Here is a 15,308-nt window from a genome sequence, read left to right as displayed (position 1 = left end):
AAGCCTTCGTGAATTACTTATTAAATGGAATTAATAAATGTCTATGTTTAATCAGCGCGGTATCTTTTTGCAGTTGTTGGCCCCGACTATTGTCAATCCAAAGGAAGCGCAAGTATCGATGCAACTTGCCCGCAAGGAGTTGGATTGGGATGCTGTCAATGGCGTACAGACCGAAGCACTGGTGGAGTCCGTCTACATCACGGCAGTCTCGGCGGATGGCGGTCGATCCTTTAACATCCGGACAGTCAGCAGTGATGTGGATGGTGACGGTGATATCGATAGTCATGACAAGGAAAAGCTGCTGGCTCTGGCCAAGGCCTATTCCGTTATCGTCAATCCTTGATAGTTGGATAACTAATTAAACCTGCATGATCGCTCATGCAGGTTCACTTCATCACGACAGCTTAGTTATGCTGGGTAAGTTGGCCAAGATCGTCGCCGGAAGTTGTTTTCAAATCATCCTTGCGCAGTTTGGCTACCTCGCTGGACTTTACGGTCGCTCCTTTATTTCCCCAACTTGTGCCGATGAAGGTCACGACATCCGCCACTTCCTGATCCGACAGCCGCCAGGCAAACCCAGGCATGGTGAAAGTGGACGGTGCCGTATGCGTGGCCGGCAAAGTCCCGCCCTTGAGCACGATGTGAATCAACGACGTCGGATCGTCCGACTGCAACACCGGGTTGCCCGCCAACGCCGGGAACACCCGCGTATAACCGTGACCGTCGGTACGGTGGCAGGCCGCGCAGTTATCGATGTATACCGATGCGCCGGGCTTGCTGTCGTCACCTTTCCATAACGCCTGGGCGACTTGTTTGTCGTACTCGTGCGGCCGGTCGTTGGGGTCATTGGCCGGCAGGGACTTGAGGTAACGGGCAATCGCGGTCAGGTCAGCGTCGGTCATGTACTGCATGCTGTGGGTGACCACATCGCTCATGCCACCGAACACCGCACTGCGATCACTGCGCCCGGTCATGAGGAATTGCACCAGCTGCTCTTCGCTCCAGCTGCCAAGGCCATCCTTGTGATCTGCACGAAGATTTTTCGCAATCCAGCCTTCCAGTGGCGCACTGCCTGACAGAAACGTACTGCCTTCACCGGCATTCAAGGATTTTTCCTGCATGGTCAACGCACGCGGCGTATGGCAGGCGCCGCAATGTCCCAGGCCTTCAACCAAATAAGCCCCACGACTGACCACGGCATCTGCGCCAGGCGCCGCTTTGTCGTCAGCCACGGCCGGGGCGAACAGCCAGCGCCAACCCATCAGCGGCCAGCGCATGCTCAATGGCCAGGGAATATCGCTGGTCTTGTTCTCCTGAGCAACCGGTGCCACACCGTGCATGAAGTAGGCGTACAAGGCTTGCATGTCGGTTGCGTTGACGCTGGCGTAGGACGGATACGGCATCGCCGGGTACAAAGTACTGCCGTTTTTGGCGACGCCATGGCGCACGGCTTTGTCGAAGTCCTCGAAGCTGTAGTCGCCCAGGCCGGTTTTGTCCGGCGTGATGTTGGTTGAATAGATCGTCCCTATCGGCGTTTCCATCGGCAAGCCACCGGCGAATGGCTTGCCGTTTTTGGCGGTGTGACAGGCCACGCAGTCGCCGGCACGGGCGAGGTATTCGCCTTGTTTGATCAGGTTTTGATCAACTTCAGCAGCACTGATCGAGCCACTGCCAAGCAGGGCGAAGGTCGCGATAACGAATGCTTTCATGGTCATCGCTCCTTAAGCCTGAACCAGCGGGCCGGGGTTTTTCAGGTACTGCTCGCGGATCGCCCGGGCCGACCAGTAGGTCAATGCGGCGACCAGGCCTGTAGGGTTGTAGCCCAGGCCTTGTGGGAATGCCGACGCGCCAGGGACGAACACGTTGTGCACGTCCCAGCTCTGCAGGTAACGGTTCAAGGCACTGGTTTTCGGATTAGTGCCCATGATCGCGCCACCGTTGAGGTGGGTGGTCTGGTAGGACGCGGTGTTGAAGTGATCACCGACCTGCTTGCCGATCACGGCAATGGCTTTGGGGCCCATTGCTTCGGCGACCTTGCCCATTTTCTCGACCATGAAACGGTTCATCTTGATGTCGTTTTCTTGCCAGTCGAAGGTCATCCGCAGCAGTGGCAAGCCGTAGGAATCGCGGTAAACAGGGTCGAGATCCAGGTAGTTGCCACGGTAGGACTGATGCGCGCCGTGGGCGTCCATCGACACTTGGTGGGTGTAATAATCGGCGGTGGCACGTTTCCAGGCACTGCCCCAGGCCGGCGTGCCTGGTGGGTTGGACGTCCCGGCAATTGGCCGGCTGCCGGCCTGGTTGACCCACATCGGCGAGCCGCCGACGAAGCCGTGGGGGCCGTGGTCGAAGTTGTCGGCGTTGAAGTCATCAAACGCCACACCATTGCCGCCGGCACCGATGAAGTTATTGGTGTGGGTGTCCTTGTCGAAGAACGCCTTGATGGTGGCCATGTTCTGGTAGGCGAAGTTCTTGCCGACCACGCCTTCGCCGCTTATCGGGTCGTAAGGCTTGCCGATGCCGGAGAGCAGCATCAATCTCACGTTGTGGAACTGGAACGCGCCGAGGATCACCAGGTCGGCGGGTTGCTCGATCTCCCGGCCCTGGCCATCGATGTAGGTCACGCCGGTGGCTTTGCTCTTGGTGCTGTCGAGGTTGACCCGCAGCACGTGGGAATTGGCCCGCAACTCGAAATTCGGCAGCGGCTTGAGGGCCGGAAGAATATTCACGTTCGGCGAAGCCTTGGAGTACATGTAACAAACGTATCCACTGCAAAAACCGCAGAAGTTGCACGGGCCCATCTGGGCGCCGTAGGGATTGGTGTACGGACCGGACGTATTGGCCGACGGCAGGTTGTAGGGTTTGTAACCTACAGCTGTAGCGGCTTTCTGGAACAGTTGTGCGGAAACCGTGTTCTTCTGGGATTCCAGCGGGAAGGGATTCGAGCGATCCGGTGCGTAAGGGTTGCCGCCCTTGCCTTCACCAACCAGCTGGCCTTTCACCGTCCAGGCCTGACCCGAAGTGCCGAACACCTTCTCGGCGTAATCGAAAAACGGCTCCAGCTCTTCATAGCTGACGCCGAAGTCCTGGATGGTCATGTCCTTGGGGATGAAGCTTTTGCCGTAGCGTTCTTCGTAGTGGCTACGCATCCGCAACTCGATTGGATCGACCCGAAAGTGCACGCCGGACCAGTGCAGGCCGGCGCCGCCCACGCCATTGCCCGGCAGGAACGCACCGAGTTGGCGGTTCGGCAGTGCAATGTCATTCACGCTATGGCGAATGGTAACGGTCTCTTTGGAGATGTCCTGGAAGAGTTTTTTCCGCACGCTGTAGGTGAGTTCGTCTATCACCTGGGGATAGTTTCCATCAGGGTAGGTGTCCTGCATCGGTCCGCGCTCCAGCGCCAGCACGTTCAGGCCTGCCTCTGTCAGCTCTTTGGCCATGATCGCGCCAGTCCAGCCAAAACCGACGATGACTGCATCGACCTTCTTCATTACCGTTGCCATGCTTATGCCCTCTCGCCGCGAATCGAAACTGCCGGGAAGGGGTATTGCTCGTTGCGTTCCACCCAATCCATGAAATCGGCGCGGGCGCCGGGGAAGCCGATCATGGTCCAGCCGACCATGCCTTTGTTGCCACCGTGGATCGGGTCGCAGAAAAACCCTTCCTTAGTGTTTTGCAGCAGCAGGTTGAAGAAAATCTTTGACGAGACGCTATCGAACTCAGGCCTTCCGGCCTCGAGTTGTTTCAGCAAATCGTCTCGGGTAGCGCTGTCTTGCTCGGAAAATATTTTCCCGTTGAACGCCTTCGACCAAGCATCCGTGGCGGCAATACCCAGGCGATAGATCTCTTTGGGCACCAGTTTGCTCTGCCAGCCCATTTCTGGCGCGGCGTCGGCGTTGAATGGCCCTTGCATAAACCACAGGGCACCGGCGGCGTAAGGGGTGTTCATTTGCCGGTCGATATATTCCGGCACGCCGGCTTCCAGCGCTCCAGGCCCTTGGGCATCACTCGGAATCAATTGAGCAACGGCGGCCTTGATGAATGTCCATTCTTCGGCGGTGAAGTAGGTGGGCTCATAGGTGCTGGTGCTGACGGGAGTTTTGCCAGGGGTGGTCGGTGTCGATTCTGGCGCGGCGAGCAGGACGGAGCTGCCCAGCGCGGTGCTGGCGACGGTGACCACCGGGATCAAGGTCAGGGATTTGCGCAAAAACTCACGCCGCGGGTTGTCTCGATCTTGATCAGACATGGGGGGCACCTCATCAGGCATTGATGGTTTTTTCAGCCGTTTCGTCGAAAGGCTTTTCGTTTTGGCAGGGATGCGGATCCTTGGCGATCGTGAGAGCGCTGCGCATCTGCAAACTTTGGTAACAAATGGTAGCAGCCTAAGTATCAGGATGAACCGATTCAGCTGAAATAAACCGGGTTTTGCGACGAAAGTTGCTGCATTCACGATTCTTTGACAGTTGGCTCACAGTGCTTTGACCGCTCAAGCCTGAAGCTGAATGTCATTAATCCGCTTATTCCCTACGGCCGCCGAGCATGCTCATTACTCGTTTTATCCCAGCGATGTGTCTGTCGCTTGTTGCCTTGTTCAATGTATCGCTGGCCCTGGCCGGCGACAGCACACCATCGCGACCTGCGGAATGGGCGCAGCCGGTGGAGGCGAAGTACAACCTCTTCCAGATGTCCCCGACTCTCTACCGCAGCGCATTGCCGGACAGTGGAGTGGTGCCGCTGCTGGAAAAGCTCAAGGTTGGAACCGTCATCAACTTCCTGCCTGAGTCGGACTCGCGCTGGTTGTCTACACCAGGCATCAACCAGGTCCAGCTGCCCTATCGCACCAATCACGTGGATGATGCGCAGGTCATCGCTGCTCTTCGCGCGATTCAGGAGGCCGAGGCCAAAGGCCCGGTGTTGATGCATTGCAAGCACGGTTCCGACCGCACGGGCCTGATGGCAGCGATGTATCGGGTGGTTGTGCAGGGTTGGAGCAAGGAAGACGCTCTGAACGAAATGACCGAGGGCGGTTTTGGTGACAGCACCCACTTCAAGGACGGTGTTCGCTACATGATGCAGGCGGATACCGACAAATTGCGTACCGCATTGGCCAATGGCGATTGCAGTACCAGCCCTTTCGCCATGTGCTCGATGAAGAACTGGTTCAAATCGGCGAACGTCGAGAATAAATAGCAAGAAGGGATCATGAGGCCACCGTCCACACACCTGAAGGTGTGGACGGTGGCGATTCATTATTGCTCGTCAGGCTTTTTCTTCAGCTTCGGGTTCGGGAAAAACTGCACCGCCTGAACCTTGGCGTCCGGCGCCTTCAGCGCCGATGTATTGACCCGCGTGCCCAATTCCTTGGGCACGGACAGACCTTGTTCATTCAACGTGTCGGAATAACCGCAGCCCACGCACTCGCGGTGCGGAACCTCGTCTTCATTCCACATCATCAATTTGTCGGGCTCGCTGCAGGCCGGGCAGACCGCCCCGGCGATAAAGCGCTTCTTCGTAATCACAGGACCCTCGCTCATGCTGCCGCGACCTCAGTCAGGCCGCTGTGGCGCAAGAGTGCGTCAATCGACGGCGCACGTCCGCGGAAGTCGACGAACAGCACCATTGGCTCCTGAGAACCGCCGCGCGCCAGGATCGCTTCGCGAAAAGCGCGACCGGTCTCGGCGTTCAGCACGCCTTCTTCTTCGAATTTCGAGAAGGCATCCGCCGACAGCACTTCGGCCCATTTGTAGCTGTAGTAACCCGCCGCGTAACCGCCGGCGAAGATGTGCGCAAAGCTGTTGGGGAAACGGTTGTAGGCTGGTGGACGCATGACCGACACCTCGTCGCGCACGCCTTCGAGCACTTGCGCCACGCTGCGGCCGTCGCCGTGGGTGGCGTGCAGGTCAAAGTCGAACAACGAAAACTCCAGCTGTCGGACCATCATCAGGCCGGACTGGAAGTTTTTCGCCGCGAGCATTTTTTCCAGCAGGTCCTGCGGCAGCGGCTCTCCGGTTTCGTAGTGACCGGAAATCAGCGCCAGGCCTTCCGGCTCCCAGCACCAGTTTTCCATGAACTGGCTTGGTAACTCGACCGCGTCCCACGCCACGCCGTTGATGCCGGACACGCCAGCGTGTTCGACGCGGGTCAGCAGGTGATGCAGGCCGTGACCGAATTCGTGGAACAGTGTGGTGACTTCGTCGTGGGTCAGCAGCGCAGGTTTGCCGCTGTCGGCCGGTGTGAAGTTGCACACAAGGTTAGCCACCGGGCTTTGCAATACGCCGCTAATGGTACGGCGACGGTCGCGTGCGCCGTCCATCCATGCACCGCCACGCTTGTTGGCGCGAGCGTAGAGGTCGAAGAAGAAGCGGCCGACGTGCTGGCCGTTTTCCTTGATTTCGAACAGGCGAACGTCCGGGTGCCAGGTGTCGAAGCCTTTGAGCTCGGCAATCTCGATGCCGTACAGGCGTTGGACGATGGCGAACAGACCGCCCAGTACTTTGTCGATCGGGAAGTAGGCTCGCAGTGCTTCCTGGGCAACGCTGTAGCGTTGTTCGCGCAGTTTTTCACCGTAGAAACCGCTGTCCCAGCTTTGCAGGCCCGGGCAGCCTTGTTCGGCGGCGTAAGCCTTGAGTTGTTCCAGGTCGCGGGTGGCAAACGGTTTGCTGCGCTTGGCCAGGTCTCGTAGGAAACTCAGCACCTGATCGCTGGATTCGGCCATCTTGGTCGCCAGACTCAGTTCCGAGAAGCTGGCGAAACCCAGCAACTTGGCCAGTTCCTGGCGCAGGTCGAGGATTTCTTCCATCACCGGGCCGTTGTCGTTCTGGCCGGCATTCGGGCCTTGGTCCGACGCACGGGTGCAGTAGGCGGCGTAGACTTCTTCACGCAAGGCGCGGTCGTGGGCGTAGGTCATCACCGCGTAATAGCTTGGGAATTCCAGGGTGATCAGAAAACCTTCCAGGCCTTTGGCTTGGGCCGCAGCAGCCATTTGCGCCTTGGCCGAATCGGTCAGGCCGGCGAGGGCGGCTTCGTCGGTAACGTGTTTGGTCCAGGCTTGAGTGGCGTCGAGCAACTGGTTGGAGAAGCGGCTGCCGAGTTCCGACAGTTTGCTCTGCACTTCGGCGTAGCGTTTTTGCTCGGCTGGCGGGAGGTCGATACCCGACAAACGGAAGTCACGCAGGGAGTGTTCCAGGATAGTTTTCTGCGCCACGTCGAAACCGGCAGCCTCAGGGCTGTTGGCCAAGGCTTCGAAAGCCTCGAACAGTTCGCGGTTCTGGCCCAGTTCGGTGGAGTAGGCGCTCAATGCCGGCAGGCAGGACTCGTAGGCTTCGCGCAGTTCGGCGCTGTTGCAAACGGCGTTGAGGTGGCTGACCGGGCTCCAGGCTGCGCCCAGACGATCATTGAGTTCGTCCATCGCCAGCACCAGGCCGGCCCAGGTCGGCTGTTTGCGCTGGGTTTTGAGGATCTCGATAATGGCGGCGCGGTTGTCAGCCAGAATCTGGTCAATCGCCGGTTGCACGTGTTCGGCGCGGATCGCCGAGAACGGCGGCAGGTCGTAGGACTGCAAAAGAGGGTTGTTCACGCTCACGGTTGGCACCTTGGCTGGAAGAAACATGCGGCCATCTTAATTACAATCGACGCTCACCGCAGCTATCGGTAACAGAGAGAAACCCTATCGTGACCCTTCGCAAGTATCAGAACCATACGCCGCTACTGGGCAAAGGCGCTTTTGTCGACGGTTCGGCAGTGGTGATCGGCGACGTCGAAATCGGCGAAGACAGCTCGGTCTGGCCGCTGACCGTCATCCGTGGAGACATGCACCGCATCCGTATCGGCGCGCGCACCAGTGTTCAGGATGGCTGCGTGTTGCACATCACTCACGCCGGGCCATTCAATCCGGATGGCTTTGCCTGTCTGATCGGAGACGACGTGACCATTGCCCATAAGGTCATGCTGCATGGCTGCAGCGTCGGCAACCGGATTCTGATCGGCATGGGCAGCATCGTCATGGACGGCGCCGTGATCGAGGACGATGTGATTGTCGGCGCCGGCAGTCTGGTGCCGCCGGGCAAACGCCTGGAAAGCGGCTTCCTCTATGTGGGGAGCCCGGTGAAACAGATCCGCGCGCTGACGGACAAGGAAAAAGCCTTTTTTACCTACAGTGCGGCGAATTACGTGAAGCTCAAGGATTTGCACATGGCCGAAGGCTACGACCCGCTCTGAGCCTCGACTAACGGAAAGCGTTTCGCTCTTGCCCAGGAATTTTCATGCATTACCAAACCGTACTGTTCGACCTCGATGGCACCCTGACCGATCCGCGTGAGGGCATTACGCGCTCGATCCAGTTTGCCCTGAACAAACTGGGCATCGATGAGCCTGACTTGACCAAGCTCGAACACTTCATCGGCCCGCCGTTGTTGCAGGCGTTCATGCAGTTTTACGCGTTCGACGAGGCCAAAGCCTGGGAAGCCGTGAATTTCTATCGCGAACGTTTCAAGGTGACCGGTTTGTATGAGAACCGCGTATTCGACGGCGTTACGCCGTTGTTGGAAACCTTGAGCGGGCAAGGGCGCCAGCTGTACATCGCGACGTCCAAACCGTGGGTGTTTGCCCGGGAAATCGCCCGGCACTTCGATTTCGCCAAGCACTTCAAAGTGATTTACGGCAGCGAACTGGATGGCACCCGGACCAACAAGGTCGAGTTGATAGCCCACCTGATGGCCGCGGAAGGCCTGGATCCGGCCAGCACGCTGATGATTGGCGATCGCAAACACGACCTGATCGGTGCTCGTAGTAATGGATTGGATGCGGCGGCGGTGGGTTACGGCTTTGGCAGCCGGGAAGAGTTGAGCGCTGAAGCGCCCGCGTATCACTTCGAAACGCTGGAAGAGATGCATCAGGCGTTTTTGCAGCGCTAGTTGAATCGCCATCGCGGGCAAGCCCGCTCCCACAGGATCTGGGTCGTACGCATTTTTCGTACACGACACGGACCTGTGGGAGCGAGCCGGCTCGCGATGAGGCCCTTTAAGCCACTGAAATTTTATGACCCCGCCAAAGCCTTCAGCGCCGCCTTGCGTTCACCTATCGGCAACGCACCCAGCCTCTCGACCGCCGCATAAAACTTCACCCAGTCCCCGTCAACCTGCTTAAACAACGTGGCAAACGCCGGCACCCATTGGTCATACAACCCGAACGGCAACAACCGCGCATTGTTCATCGGCGCATTGATCCACGCGTCGTAGCGTTTGTCGCCGGCCCATCGGCTGTCGCGCAGCTGTCGATACTCTTGGCGCAGTCGTTCGAACTCAGCGGCTTTGCGTTGGCGCATCTGGTCTGTGGGTAACGGCAGGGCGTACAGCTTTTCAAGCCGTTTACGAGTGTCCAGAACCAACTGGATGAACTGATCCCGGTGTTGTGACTGCACGCCATCGTCCGGAGGCTGGCCGCGTAATGCACGCCATTGGCGAGTGCCTTCCTGCTCGACAAAGGTGGCAAAAGACTCGTTGAATTCAGTGTCGTTCTTCACATAAAAGCGTTGATGGGCGAGCTCGTGGAAGATCAACGTCGCCAACCGCTCGTCACCCCAGCCCATCATCGAACTGATAATCGGATCGTTGAACCAGCCAAGCGTCGAATAGGCCTCGACGCCGCCAATCGACACGTCCATACCTTTCAGGCGTTGCAACGCAGCCTCGCCACGGGCGGCACTCTGGCTGTAATAACCGCGGTAGGCGACGCAGCCGGCGATGGGGAAGCAATGGTTCTGTGGGGTGAGGGAAAATTCCGGCGTGGTGAAGACGTTCCAGACGACAAACGGCCGGCCGATGTCGGCATACAGGCGGTAGCTCTGATTATCCGGAAGGTGCAGCTGTTGGCTGGCGAAGGTGCGGGCCTTTTGTGATTGCGCCAGATGCGCACGTAATTGCTCGCTGCGCTGCGGATTGGCGATGACGCTGGAAACTGGCTCCCTGGCTCGCAGCAATTGCAGCTGACCGCTGGCCAGTTGGCTGTAATAGCTGACGCTGGCGCAGCCGCTGAGCAGTAAAAGCAATACACCCGGAAACAAAATCCGAAAAACGCGATCAAGTAACCCAAGGCTTGGAAGCGGCCTGATCAAAATAAAAATCATCCATGGAAAGTCTGCCCGCAAGACTATCCCGCCTGACTGGAGCTCCGCTATGCGCAAATTGATGCTGACGGGAGGCTTATTGATGCTGACCGGCTGTGCCGGATTCGGATTCCCTCACCATGATCCGTCTCAAGCGTGGATCGATCTGGATTCGCGGCAGGAAGACACCACATTGCAAGCACTGGAAGTCGATAAAAAGGCTTCACCCGACAAACGCTATTTCCAGGTTCAGCCGGGAAGCCATGAGTTGACGGTGCGTTACCAGTTTGCGGTGCAGCCCACCAACATCGGTCCTGACGCCAAGCCGCTGTGGCGCGACTGCCAGCTGAATGTGAAATTCAACGACTTCAACGCCGGCGAGCGGTATCAGTTGCAAGCGGGAAATATCGGTTTTCGGCCGTGGGCGAAACTTTATGATCAGCAGCGAAAAGTGATTGGTCATGGCACACCGGCAGGCTGCCAACGCAGCTGATCGGCGGTATGCTGAATCACCAATCAGTGGGACATTCATCATGCGCAGGTTGATGTTGTTGCTCGCTGCCGGCGTCGTTGCCGGCTGCCAGAGCCCGTTGCCGGCGGTTAACCCGCAAATGGCCTGGGTGGATTTTTCCACACCGTTCCCCAACGACAAATTGCTCATGGCCGAACGTCTGGATAAGCAGCGAATGCCTGACGGGCGTTTTTTTCAAGTGACGCCCGGCAGCCATGAGCTGATTGTTCGATTCGACTTCGAAGTGCCCGGCGGGGGTGGCCCGAGTTTGATGGATGGGCCTACGGAGCGGCTGTGCTACCTGACCATCCGATACGATCATTTCGAAGCCGGCCAGCGTTACGTGCTGGTAGGCCAGTCGATGGCGTTTACCCCCGGTGCCCGGTTGTATAACGCCAAGCGGGAAATCGTCGCCGAAGATCGAGAATCTTATTGCCTCATGTGAGGCGGATCAGCGGTCGTTCTTCTGGTAGATGATTTTCTTGGTACCGGCTTCGCAAGAGCCGACGACCATGTTTTGATCGTGCACTTCTTCGTTGGTGACGATTTCCAGGGTATAGGACGAGACGTTGTTGGCCTGGATCTTGGCTTCGATCTCGGCCTTGAGTTCTTCACAGGATTTCGTTGCCGCCAGAGCCGATGTGGCCAGTGCACAACACATAATCGCCAAGGCAAAACGTTTCATTGTGAGGCTCCATTGAGGCAGCACGCAGGGACCTGCGTTTCAGCTGCTGTCATTTATTCGACCACAGTTTTGCAAAGCGAGTTCTGACATCGCTCACAGGTTGAGCCGTTGGGGGGTGTCGTTTATAAACTCGCATCGCAAGCAGGCTCGCTCCCCACATTTTGAATGGATTCCAAATGTGGGGAGCGAGCCTGCTCGTGAAGACGTCAGTACCTGGTTATCAGCTAACCAGCGTTGCATCCAGGCTGATTTTCGCATTCAGCACTTTGGACACCGGGCAGCCTTCTTTGGCTTTGTTGCTCAACTCCTCGAACTGCGCCTGCGTGGCCCCAGGAATTTTCGCCTTGAGGATCAACTTCACTGCGGTGATCGCAAAACCGCCCTCGACCTGATCCAGGGTAACTTCGGCATTGGTGTCGATGCTCTCAGCCTTGAGGCCGGCATCGCCGAGGATCATCGAAAACGCCATGGAGAAACAGCCTGCGTGGGCTGCGCCGATGAGCTCTTCGGGATTGGTGCCTTTACCGCCTTCGAAACGAGCCTTGAAGCCATAAGGCGCTTCTCTGAGTACGCCGGTTTCAGTGGAGATCGAGCCGATGCCGGTTTTCAGGTCACCTTCCCAATGAGCCGATGCTTTCTTCGTAATAGCCATGTCTGCCTCCTCAAGATCCGGTGCGGAACGTCGCACCTTTGTGGTTTTCGGTTGCTAGGGTTCTGAGGATAGACGGTGGCGCAAAGTTCACCTGATCTGATTATTCCTACCGTTTTCGTAGGTTTTTTTGCCGTGGCTATTGAAACTCGGGTATATGCCCTTATTGCATGAAGCACGCTTATGCATTCGGCAGGTTTTCGTTCGCGAAAAAAAACCTGCGACCTCAATTGGAGAAGCAGGTTTATGAAACGACTGTCCGATATCAAGTTTTCGACCCTCGATCTGGTACCCGTGCGCGAGAATGGCAGTGCGGCCCAGTCGCTGCGTAACTCGCTGGACCTTGCGCAACACGTCGAGAAATTCGGTTACAACCGCTTCTGGGTCGCCGAACACCACAATATGGACGGCATCGCCAGTTCGGCCACCTCGGTATTGCTTGGGTATCTGGCCGGCGGCACCTCGACCATTCGGGTCGGTTCCGGCGGTGTGATGCTGCCAAACCATGCGCCGTTGGTGATTGCAGAGCAATTCGGCACCCTTGAGAGTCTCTACCCGGGACGGATCGATCTGGGCCTGGGCCGTGCGCCCGGTTCCGATCAAATGACCGCCCGGGCGCTGCGTCGTGAACGCTCTGGCAGTGCTGACGATTTCCCCGAGGACGTCGCCGAACTGATGCGATACCTCGGGCCTCGTACGCCGGACCAGCGGATCATCGCCATGCCGGGCACCGGGACCAATGTCCCGGTCTGGCTGCTCGGCTCCAGCCTGTTCAGCGCTCAACTGGCCGGTGAACGCGGTTTGCCTTACGCGTTCGCCTCGCATTTCGCACCGCGCTTCATGCATGAAGCGATTCGCGTCTACCGCAATCACTTCAAGCCTTCAGCGGTGTTGGATAAGCCCTATGTGATGCTCGGTGTGCCGCTGGTCGCAGCCGACACCGACGAGCAAGCGGATTACCTGGCGACATCGGTCTACCAACGTATTCTCGCGTTGATGCGCGGCCAGAGCCTGGTACAGCGCCCGCCGGTGAAGAGCATGGATGGATTGTGGTTGCCCCATGAGAAAGAAGCCGTCGGCGATTTCCTTGGCCTTGCGATGGTGGGTAGCCCACAGAAAATCCGCGCCAAACTGGACGTGCTGGTCGAGCAGACCCAGGCAGACGAACTGATCTTCACCTGTGATCTGTACGAACACGCCGACCGCGTGCATTCCTATGAGTTGCTGGCGCAGGTCATGAAGGGCTGAGGCCCAAAATGGACTTACAAAAAAGCCGACGCATTGCGTCGGCTTTTTCATTTGCGCGGGAACCCGCTTACTTCTTGTAAACGATGACCTTGGCGCCCTTTTCACAGGTGCCAACTTTTTTGCCGCCGGCTTCGGCGCCTTTATCGACGATTTCCAGTGAATAACCGGAAACGCCCTTGGCATCAAGTTTCGCCGCGATTTCTGCTTTCAGCGCTTCACACGATTTGCCATCAGCGAAGGCCGTCCCCGCAAGGCTCAACAAACCTACCGCCAAAATAAGATTCTTCATCGGTCGCATTCCTGGTCGGGTCAAAGGGAGCATCCAGCCACGGGCCAGAGGCACTCATATAGCGCTTGCCATTTCCCTATGGCGCTCGGCCAGCGCGCAAGTTCAGAAGACTAGCTCAAAGTCAGCTGCTGGCAATCCGGAACCCGACTTTGAGAGTCACCTGGAAATGCGCCGCTTTGCCGTCCTTGATGTGTCCGCGGGTTTCGGTGACTTCGAACCATTCCAGGTATTTGATGCTTTTACTGGCTTCGGCCAGTGCATTGTTGATCGCGTCTTCGATACTGGACGTGGATGAGCCAACCAGCTCGACTTTTTTGTAGGTGTGGTGATCAGTCATGTGGCGTTCTCCTCAGGGTGTGAAATACAGCCTAGCAGTGATTTTTCGTCTTACTTCTGTCGGCTGATTCCACGCATAAGTTCAGATTTACTGCACTTTCTCGAACCGTTGAAGTCCCAACCAACACACGCAACTCATATCAATGAAGGAGAGCCACCATGGCCAACACCTCTTTACGTAAAGCCTCATTGCAAAGCATGGAAGCCGAGATCGAGAGTCTGCTCAAATCGTTGGAAAGCCTGAAAGACGATGCCTCGGACGAGTCGCGTAAAACCCTTAAAGCGCTCAAAAGCAACGCCGAGAACGCGCTGAAACACTCGCGCCATCTGCTTAGCGATGCGTATGAGGAAGTCAAAGTCAAAACCCGCGAAACCGGGATTGCCACTCGGGACTACGCCCAGGAACACCCTTGGACTACCGCTGGCGTTGCTGTCGGTGCCCTCGGTCTGCTGGCGGCGTACCTGCTGTGCAAGCGCGGTGACTAATCGGGTTGGCGCAGCTCATTCTTGAGCCATTGCGCCAACTGCCGAGCGCGCCCGTCCGCGGCGCGCTTGGGTAGCCACAACGCCAGTTGCGCCGGGGTTTCACTGAAACCCCATGGCGCAACCAGGCGACCGGCCTTCAAGTCCTCGGCCACCAGCGGCTCAGGCGCAATCGCCACGCCCAGCCCCGCGACTGCAGCTTCCAGCAAATAATATAAATGCTCAAAACCCTGACCGTACTTCAACGCCTTGGCGTCGAGGCCGTTTTGCTGTGCCCAGCTCGGCCAGGCCTGCGGGCGCGATGTGGTGTGCAGCAACGGCTCGGTCAGCAGCGCGCTGGCCGGTGCACCTTGCAGCCTTTCGTAACCCGCGAAGCGCGGGCTCATCACAGGGCCGATTCGTTCGCTGGCCAGCTCGTAGACTTGCATGTCTGCCGGCCATGGCGGCTCGGCAAACACCAACAAGGCATCGAGCCCCGGCCGACGCGGATCCAGATCGCCTTCCCCTGCCGACAGGTGTAGACGCAGGTCCGGCAGGTCCGCATTCAGTCGTCCCAAGCGCGGAATAAACCAGCGCGCCAGCAAGCTGCCCGAGCAACCGAGGACGAATGGCGCATCGGCGGTGCTTCGGGTCAGCTCGGCACACACCGTGCGTAAACGCTCGAAGGCTTCGCTGCTGGCATCACGTAAACGCACGCCTGCATCTGTGAGTTTAAGGCCGCGTCCATCCTTGATGAACAGGCTGACGCCCAAGTGTTCTTCAAGCACCTTGAGTTGCCGGCTGACGGCGCCATGAGTGACGTGCAGTTGTTCGGCGGCCTGACTGACGCTGTTCAAGCGGGCAGTGGCTTCGAAAGCACGAAGGGCGTTCAGCGGGGGGAGATCGTGGCTCATGGAATCTGTGAGTTTTCCTGACAGGTTGTGGCGATCTTATCGGTTTTCAGGCCAGGGCGTCAGGGGTAGAGTGATCGTCATTGTCATCTCACGAATCCAACTGGAGCGA

General features: G+C 57.9%; 19 protein-coding genes. 8 read left to right on the top strand and 11 right to left on the bottom strand.

From position 1 onward, the window contains the following. The first annotated feature begins 37 nt into the window (after window positions 1-37). Window positions 38-343: a hypothetical protein gene (locus ACM6I0_RS15260; RefSeq protein WP_285431383.1), complete on the top strand. Its 306-nt coding sequence runs from the start codon at window positions 38-40 to the stop codon at window positions 341-343. 61 nt (window positions 344-404) lie between these two features. Here the strand turns inward: ACM6I0_RS15260 and ACM6I0_RS15255 are convergent, their stop codons facing one another. The 3 genes from ACM6I0_RS15255 to ACM6I0_RS15245 are packed head-to-tail and all read right to left on the bottom strand — an operon-like array spanning window position 405 to window position 4,249. After that, window positions 405-1,709: a c-type cytochrome gene (locus ACM6I0_RS15255; RefSeq protein ID WP_414922724.1), complete on the bottom strand. Its 1,305-nt coding sequence runs from the start codon at window positions 1,707-1,709 to the stop codon at window positions 405-407. A 12-nt stretch (window positions 1,710-1,721) separates the two neighbouring features. Beyond that, complete coding sequence (locus tag ACM6I0_RS15250) at window positions 1,722-3,506, bottom strand: GMC family oxidoreductase (protein WP_414922723.1); 1,785 nt, start codon at window positions 3,504-3,506, stop codon at window positions 1,722-1,724. Window positions 3,507-3,508: 2 nt separating this feature from the next. Next, a complete protein-coding gene (locus ACM6I0_RS15245) occupies window positions 3,509-4,249 on the bottom strand; it encodes a gluconate 2-dehydrogenase subunit 3 family protein (protein WP_414922722.1) in 741 nt (246 codons plus the stop codon). 293 nt (window positions 4,250-4,542) lie between these two features. Here ACM6I0_RS15245 and ACM6I0_RS15240 point away from each other — a divergent pair, with 293 nt between their 5' ends. Beyond that, entirely contained in the window at window positions 4,543-5,193 is a 651-nt protein-coding gene (locus ACM6I0_RS15240) for a dual specificity protein phosphatase family protein (protein ID WP_285431377.1), read from the top strand. A 59-nt stretch (window positions 5,194-5,252) separates the two neighbouring features. Here the strand turns inward: ACM6I0_RS15240 and ACM6I0_RS15235 are convergent, their stop codons facing one another. Then, entirely contained in the window at window positions 5,253-5,537 is a 285-nt protein-coding gene (locus tag ACM6I0_RS15235) for a YheV family putative zinc ribbon protein (protein WP_285431376.1), read from the bottom strand. Beyond that, complete coding sequence (prlC, locus tag ACM6I0_RS15230) at window positions 5,534-7,612, bottom strand: oligopeptidase A (protein WP_414922721.1); 2,079 nt, start codon at window positions 7,610-7,612, stop codon at window positions 5,534-5,536. The genes ACM6I0_RS15235 and prlC overlap by 4 nt, the downstream gene beginning before the upstream one ends. A 62-nt stretch (window positions 7,613-7,674) precedes the next feature. On the opposite strand from prlC, the gene ACM6I0_RS15225 reads away from it, so the two are divergent. Both ACM6I0_RS15225 and ACM6I0_RS15220 read left to right on the top strand, forming a co-directional pair. Further along, window positions 7,675-8,220 carry a gamma carbonic anhydrase family protein gene (locus tag ACM6I0_RS15225; RefSeq protein WP_414922720.1) on the top strand — a complete coding sequence of 182 codons (546 nt, stop codon included), beginning with the start codon at window positions 7,675-7,677 and terminating at the stop codon, window positions 8,218-8,220. 44 nt (window positions 8,221-8,264) lie between these two features. After that, window positions 8,265-8,915: an HAD family hydrolase gene (locus ACM6I0_RS15220; protein WP_414922719.1), complete on the top strand. Its 651-nt coding sequence runs from the start codon at window positions 8,265-8,267 to the stop codon at window positions 8,913-8,915. A 122-nt stretch (window positions 8,916-9,037) separates the two neighbouring features. Here the strand turns inward: ACM6I0_RS15220 and ACM6I0_RS15215 are convergent, their stop codons facing one another. Then, the gene (locus ACM6I0_RS15215; protein WP_414922718.1) at window positions 9,038-10,114 is read right to left on the bottom strand and encodes an aminopeptidase; all 1,077 of its coding nucleotides are present in this window, start codon (window positions 10,112-10,114) and stop codon (window positions 9,038-9,040) included. A gap of 61 nt (window positions 10,115-10,175) precedes the next feature. On the opposite strand from ACM6I0_RS15215, the gene ACM6I0_RS15210 reads away from it, so the two are divergent. Further along, window positions 10,176-10,598 carry a hypothetical protein gene (locus ACM6I0_RS15210; protein ID WP_414922717.1) on the top strand — a complete coding sequence of 141 codons (423 nt, stop codon included), beginning with the start codon at window positions 10,176-10,178 and terminating at the stop codon, window positions 10,596-10,598. A gap of 40 nt (window positions 10,599-10,638) precedes the next feature. Beyond that, window positions 10,639-11,061 (top strand): hypothetical protein, encoded by a 423-nt coding sequence (locus ACM6I0_RS15205; RefSeq protein WP_414922716.1) that lies wholly within the window; start codon window positions 10,639-10,641, stop codon window positions 11,059-11,061. 6 nt (window positions 11,062-11,067) lie between these two features. On the opposite strand, the gene ACM6I0_RS15200 is transcribed toward ACM6I0_RS15205, so the two are convergent. Together ACM6I0_RS15200 and ACM6I0_RS15195 are read right to left on the bottom strand one after the other, a co-directional pair. Beyond that, window positions 11,068-11,301, bottom strand: a complete 234-nt coding sequence (locus ACM6I0_RS15200) for a DUF1161 domain-containing protein (protein WP_414922715.1) — start codon at window positions 11,299-11,301, stop codon at window positions 11,068-11,070. Window positions 11,302-11,521: 220 nt separating this feature from the next. After that, window positions 11,522-11,953 (bottom strand): OsmC family protein, encoded by a 432-nt coding sequence (locus tag ACM6I0_RS15195; RefSeq protein WP_222589227.1) that lies wholly within the window; start codon window positions 11,951-11,953, stop codon window positions 11,522-11,524. A 243-nt stretch (window positions 11,954-12,196) separates the two neighbouring features. Between ACM6I0_RS15195 and ACM6I0_RS15190 the strand changes: the two genes are divergently transcribed. Continuing rightward, window positions 12,197-13,198: an LLM class flavin-dependent oxidoreductase gene (locus ACM6I0_RS15190; RefSeq protein WP_414922714.1), complete on the top strand. Its 1,002-nt coding sequence runs from the start codon at window positions 12,197-12,199 to the stop codon at window positions 13,196-13,198. A 67-nt stretch (window positions 13,199-13,265) separates the two neighbouring features. Here ACM6I0_RS15190 and ACM6I0_RS15185 read toward each other — a convergent pair whose 3' ends face one another. Together ACM6I0_RS15185 and ACM6I0_RS15180 are read right to left on the bottom strand one after the other, a co-directional pair. Continuing rightward, window positions 13,266-13,487: a DUF1161 domain-containing protein gene (locus tag ACM6I0_RS15185; RefSeq protein ID WP_285431361.1), complete on the bottom strand. Its 222-nt coding sequence runs from the start codon at window positions 13,485-13,487 to the stop codon at window positions 13,266-13,268. A 121-nt stretch (window positions 13,488-13,608) separates the two neighbouring features. Continuing rightward, window positions 13,609-13,824 (bottom strand): dodecin, encoded by a 216-nt coding sequence (locus ACM6I0_RS15180; RefSeq protein WP_222589230.1) that lies wholly within the window; start codon window positions 13,822-13,824, stop codon window positions 13,609-13,611. Between the two features lie 158 nt (window positions 13,825-13,982). Here ACM6I0_RS15180 and ACM6I0_RS15175 point away from each other — a divergent pair, with 158 nt between their 5' ends. Continuing rightward, on the top strand, window positions 13,983-14,309 hold the full coding sequence (locus ACM6I0_RS15175) for a DUF883 family protein (protein WP_090177306.1): 327 nt from the start codon (window positions 13,983-13,985) through the stop codon (window positions 14,307-14,309). On the opposite strand, the gene ACM6I0_RS15170 is transcribed toward ACM6I0_RS15175, so the two are convergent. After that, window positions 14,306-15,199 (bottom strand): LysR family transcriptional regulator, encoded by an 894-nt coding sequence (locus ACM6I0_RS15170; protein WP_414922713.1) that lies wholly within the window; start codon window positions 15,197-15,199, stop codon window positions 14,306-14,308. The two genes, ACM6I0_RS15175 and ACM6I0_RS15170, sit on opposite strands and share 4 nt — an antisense overlap. Window positions 15,200-15,308 lie beyond the last annotated feature (109 nt).

Origin of the sequence: Pseudomonas sp. IT-P294, from assembly GCF_949767865.1 — a bacterium.
Taxonomy (GTDB): domain Bacteria; phylum Pseudomonadota; class Gammaproteobacteria; order Pseudomonadales; family Pseudomonadaceae; genus Aquipseudomonas.
Note: the sequence above shows the minus strand (reverse complement) of the source record. Positions and strands in the feature narration are given on the sequence as shown.

Excerpts from the sequence above, each read along its gene's own strand:
- ACM6I0_RS15175 (WP_090177306.1), top strand. The coding sequence starts at position 13,983 with ATGGCCAACACCTCTTTACGTAAAGCCTCATTGCAAAGCATGGAAGCC.
- ACM6I0_RS15220 (WP_414922719.1), top strand. The coding sequence starts at position 8,265 with ATGCATTACCAAACCGTACTGTTCGACCTCGATGGCACCCTGACCGAT.
- ACM6I0_RS15240 (WP_285431377.1), top strand. The coding sequence starts at position 4,543 with ATGCTCATTACTCGTTTTATCCCAGCGATGTGTCTGTCGCTTGTTGCC.
- ACM6I0_RS15185 (WP_285431361.1), bottom strand. The coding sequence starts at position 13,487 with ATGAAGAATCTTATTTTGGCGGTAGGTTTGTTGAGCCTTGCGGGGACG.
- ACM6I0_RS15235 (WP_285431376.1), bottom strand. The coding sequence starts at position 5,537 with ATGAGCGAGGGTCCTGTGATTACGAAGAAGCGCTTTATCGCCGGGGCG.
- ACM6I0_RS15245 (WP_414922722.1), bottom strand. The coding sequence starts at position 4,249 with ATGTCTGATCAAGATCGAGACAACCCGCGGCGTGAGTTTTTGCGCAAA.
- ACM6I0_RS15260 (WP_285431383.1), top strand. The coding sequence starts at position 38 with ATGTCTATGTTTAATCAGCGCGGTATCTTTTTGCAGTTGTTGGCCCCG.
- ACM6I0_RS15255 (WP_414922724.1), bottom strand. The coding sequence starts at position 1,709 with ATGAAAGCATTCGTTATCGCGACCTTCGCCCTGCTTGGCAGTGGCTCG.
- ACM6I0_RS15170 (WP_414922713.1), bottom strand. The coding sequence starts at position 15,199 with ATGAGCCACGATCTCCCCCCGCTGAACGCCCTTCGTGCTTTCGAAGCC.
- ACM6I0_RS15200 (WP_414922715.1), bottom strand. The coding sequence starts at position 11,301 with ATGAAACGTTTTGCCTTGGCGATTATGTGTTGTGCACTGGCCACATCG.
- ACM6I0_RS15205 (WP_414922716.1), top strand. The coding sequence starts at position 10,639 with ATGCGCAGGTTGATGTTGTTGCTCGCTGCCGGCGTCGTTGCCGGCTGC.
- ACM6I0_RS15180 (WP_222589230.1), bottom strand. The coding sequence starts at position 13,824 with ATGACTGATCACCACACCTACAAAAAAGTCGAGCTGGTTGGCTCATCC.
- ACM6I0_RS15190 (WP_414922714.1), top strand. The coding sequence starts at position 12,197 with ATGAAACGACTGTCCGATATCAAGTTTTCGACCCTCGATCTGGTACCC.
- ACM6I0_RS15210 (WP_414922717.1), top strand. The coding sequence starts at position 10,176 with ATGCGCAAATTGATGCTGACGGGAGGCTTATTGATGCTGACCGGCTGT.
- ACM6I0_RS15195 (WP_222589227.1), bottom strand. The coding sequence starts at position 11,953 with ATGGCTATTACGAAGAAAGCATCGGCTCATTGGGAAGGTGACCTGAAA.
- prlC (WP_414922721.1), bottom strand. The coding sequence starts at position 7,612 with ATGTTTCTTCCAGCCAAGGTGCCAACCGTGAGCGTGAACAACCCTCTT.
- ACM6I0_RS15250 (WP_414922723.1), bottom strand. The coding sequence starts at position 3,506 with ATGGCAACGGTAATGAAGAAGGTCGATGCAGTCATCGTCGGTTTTGGC.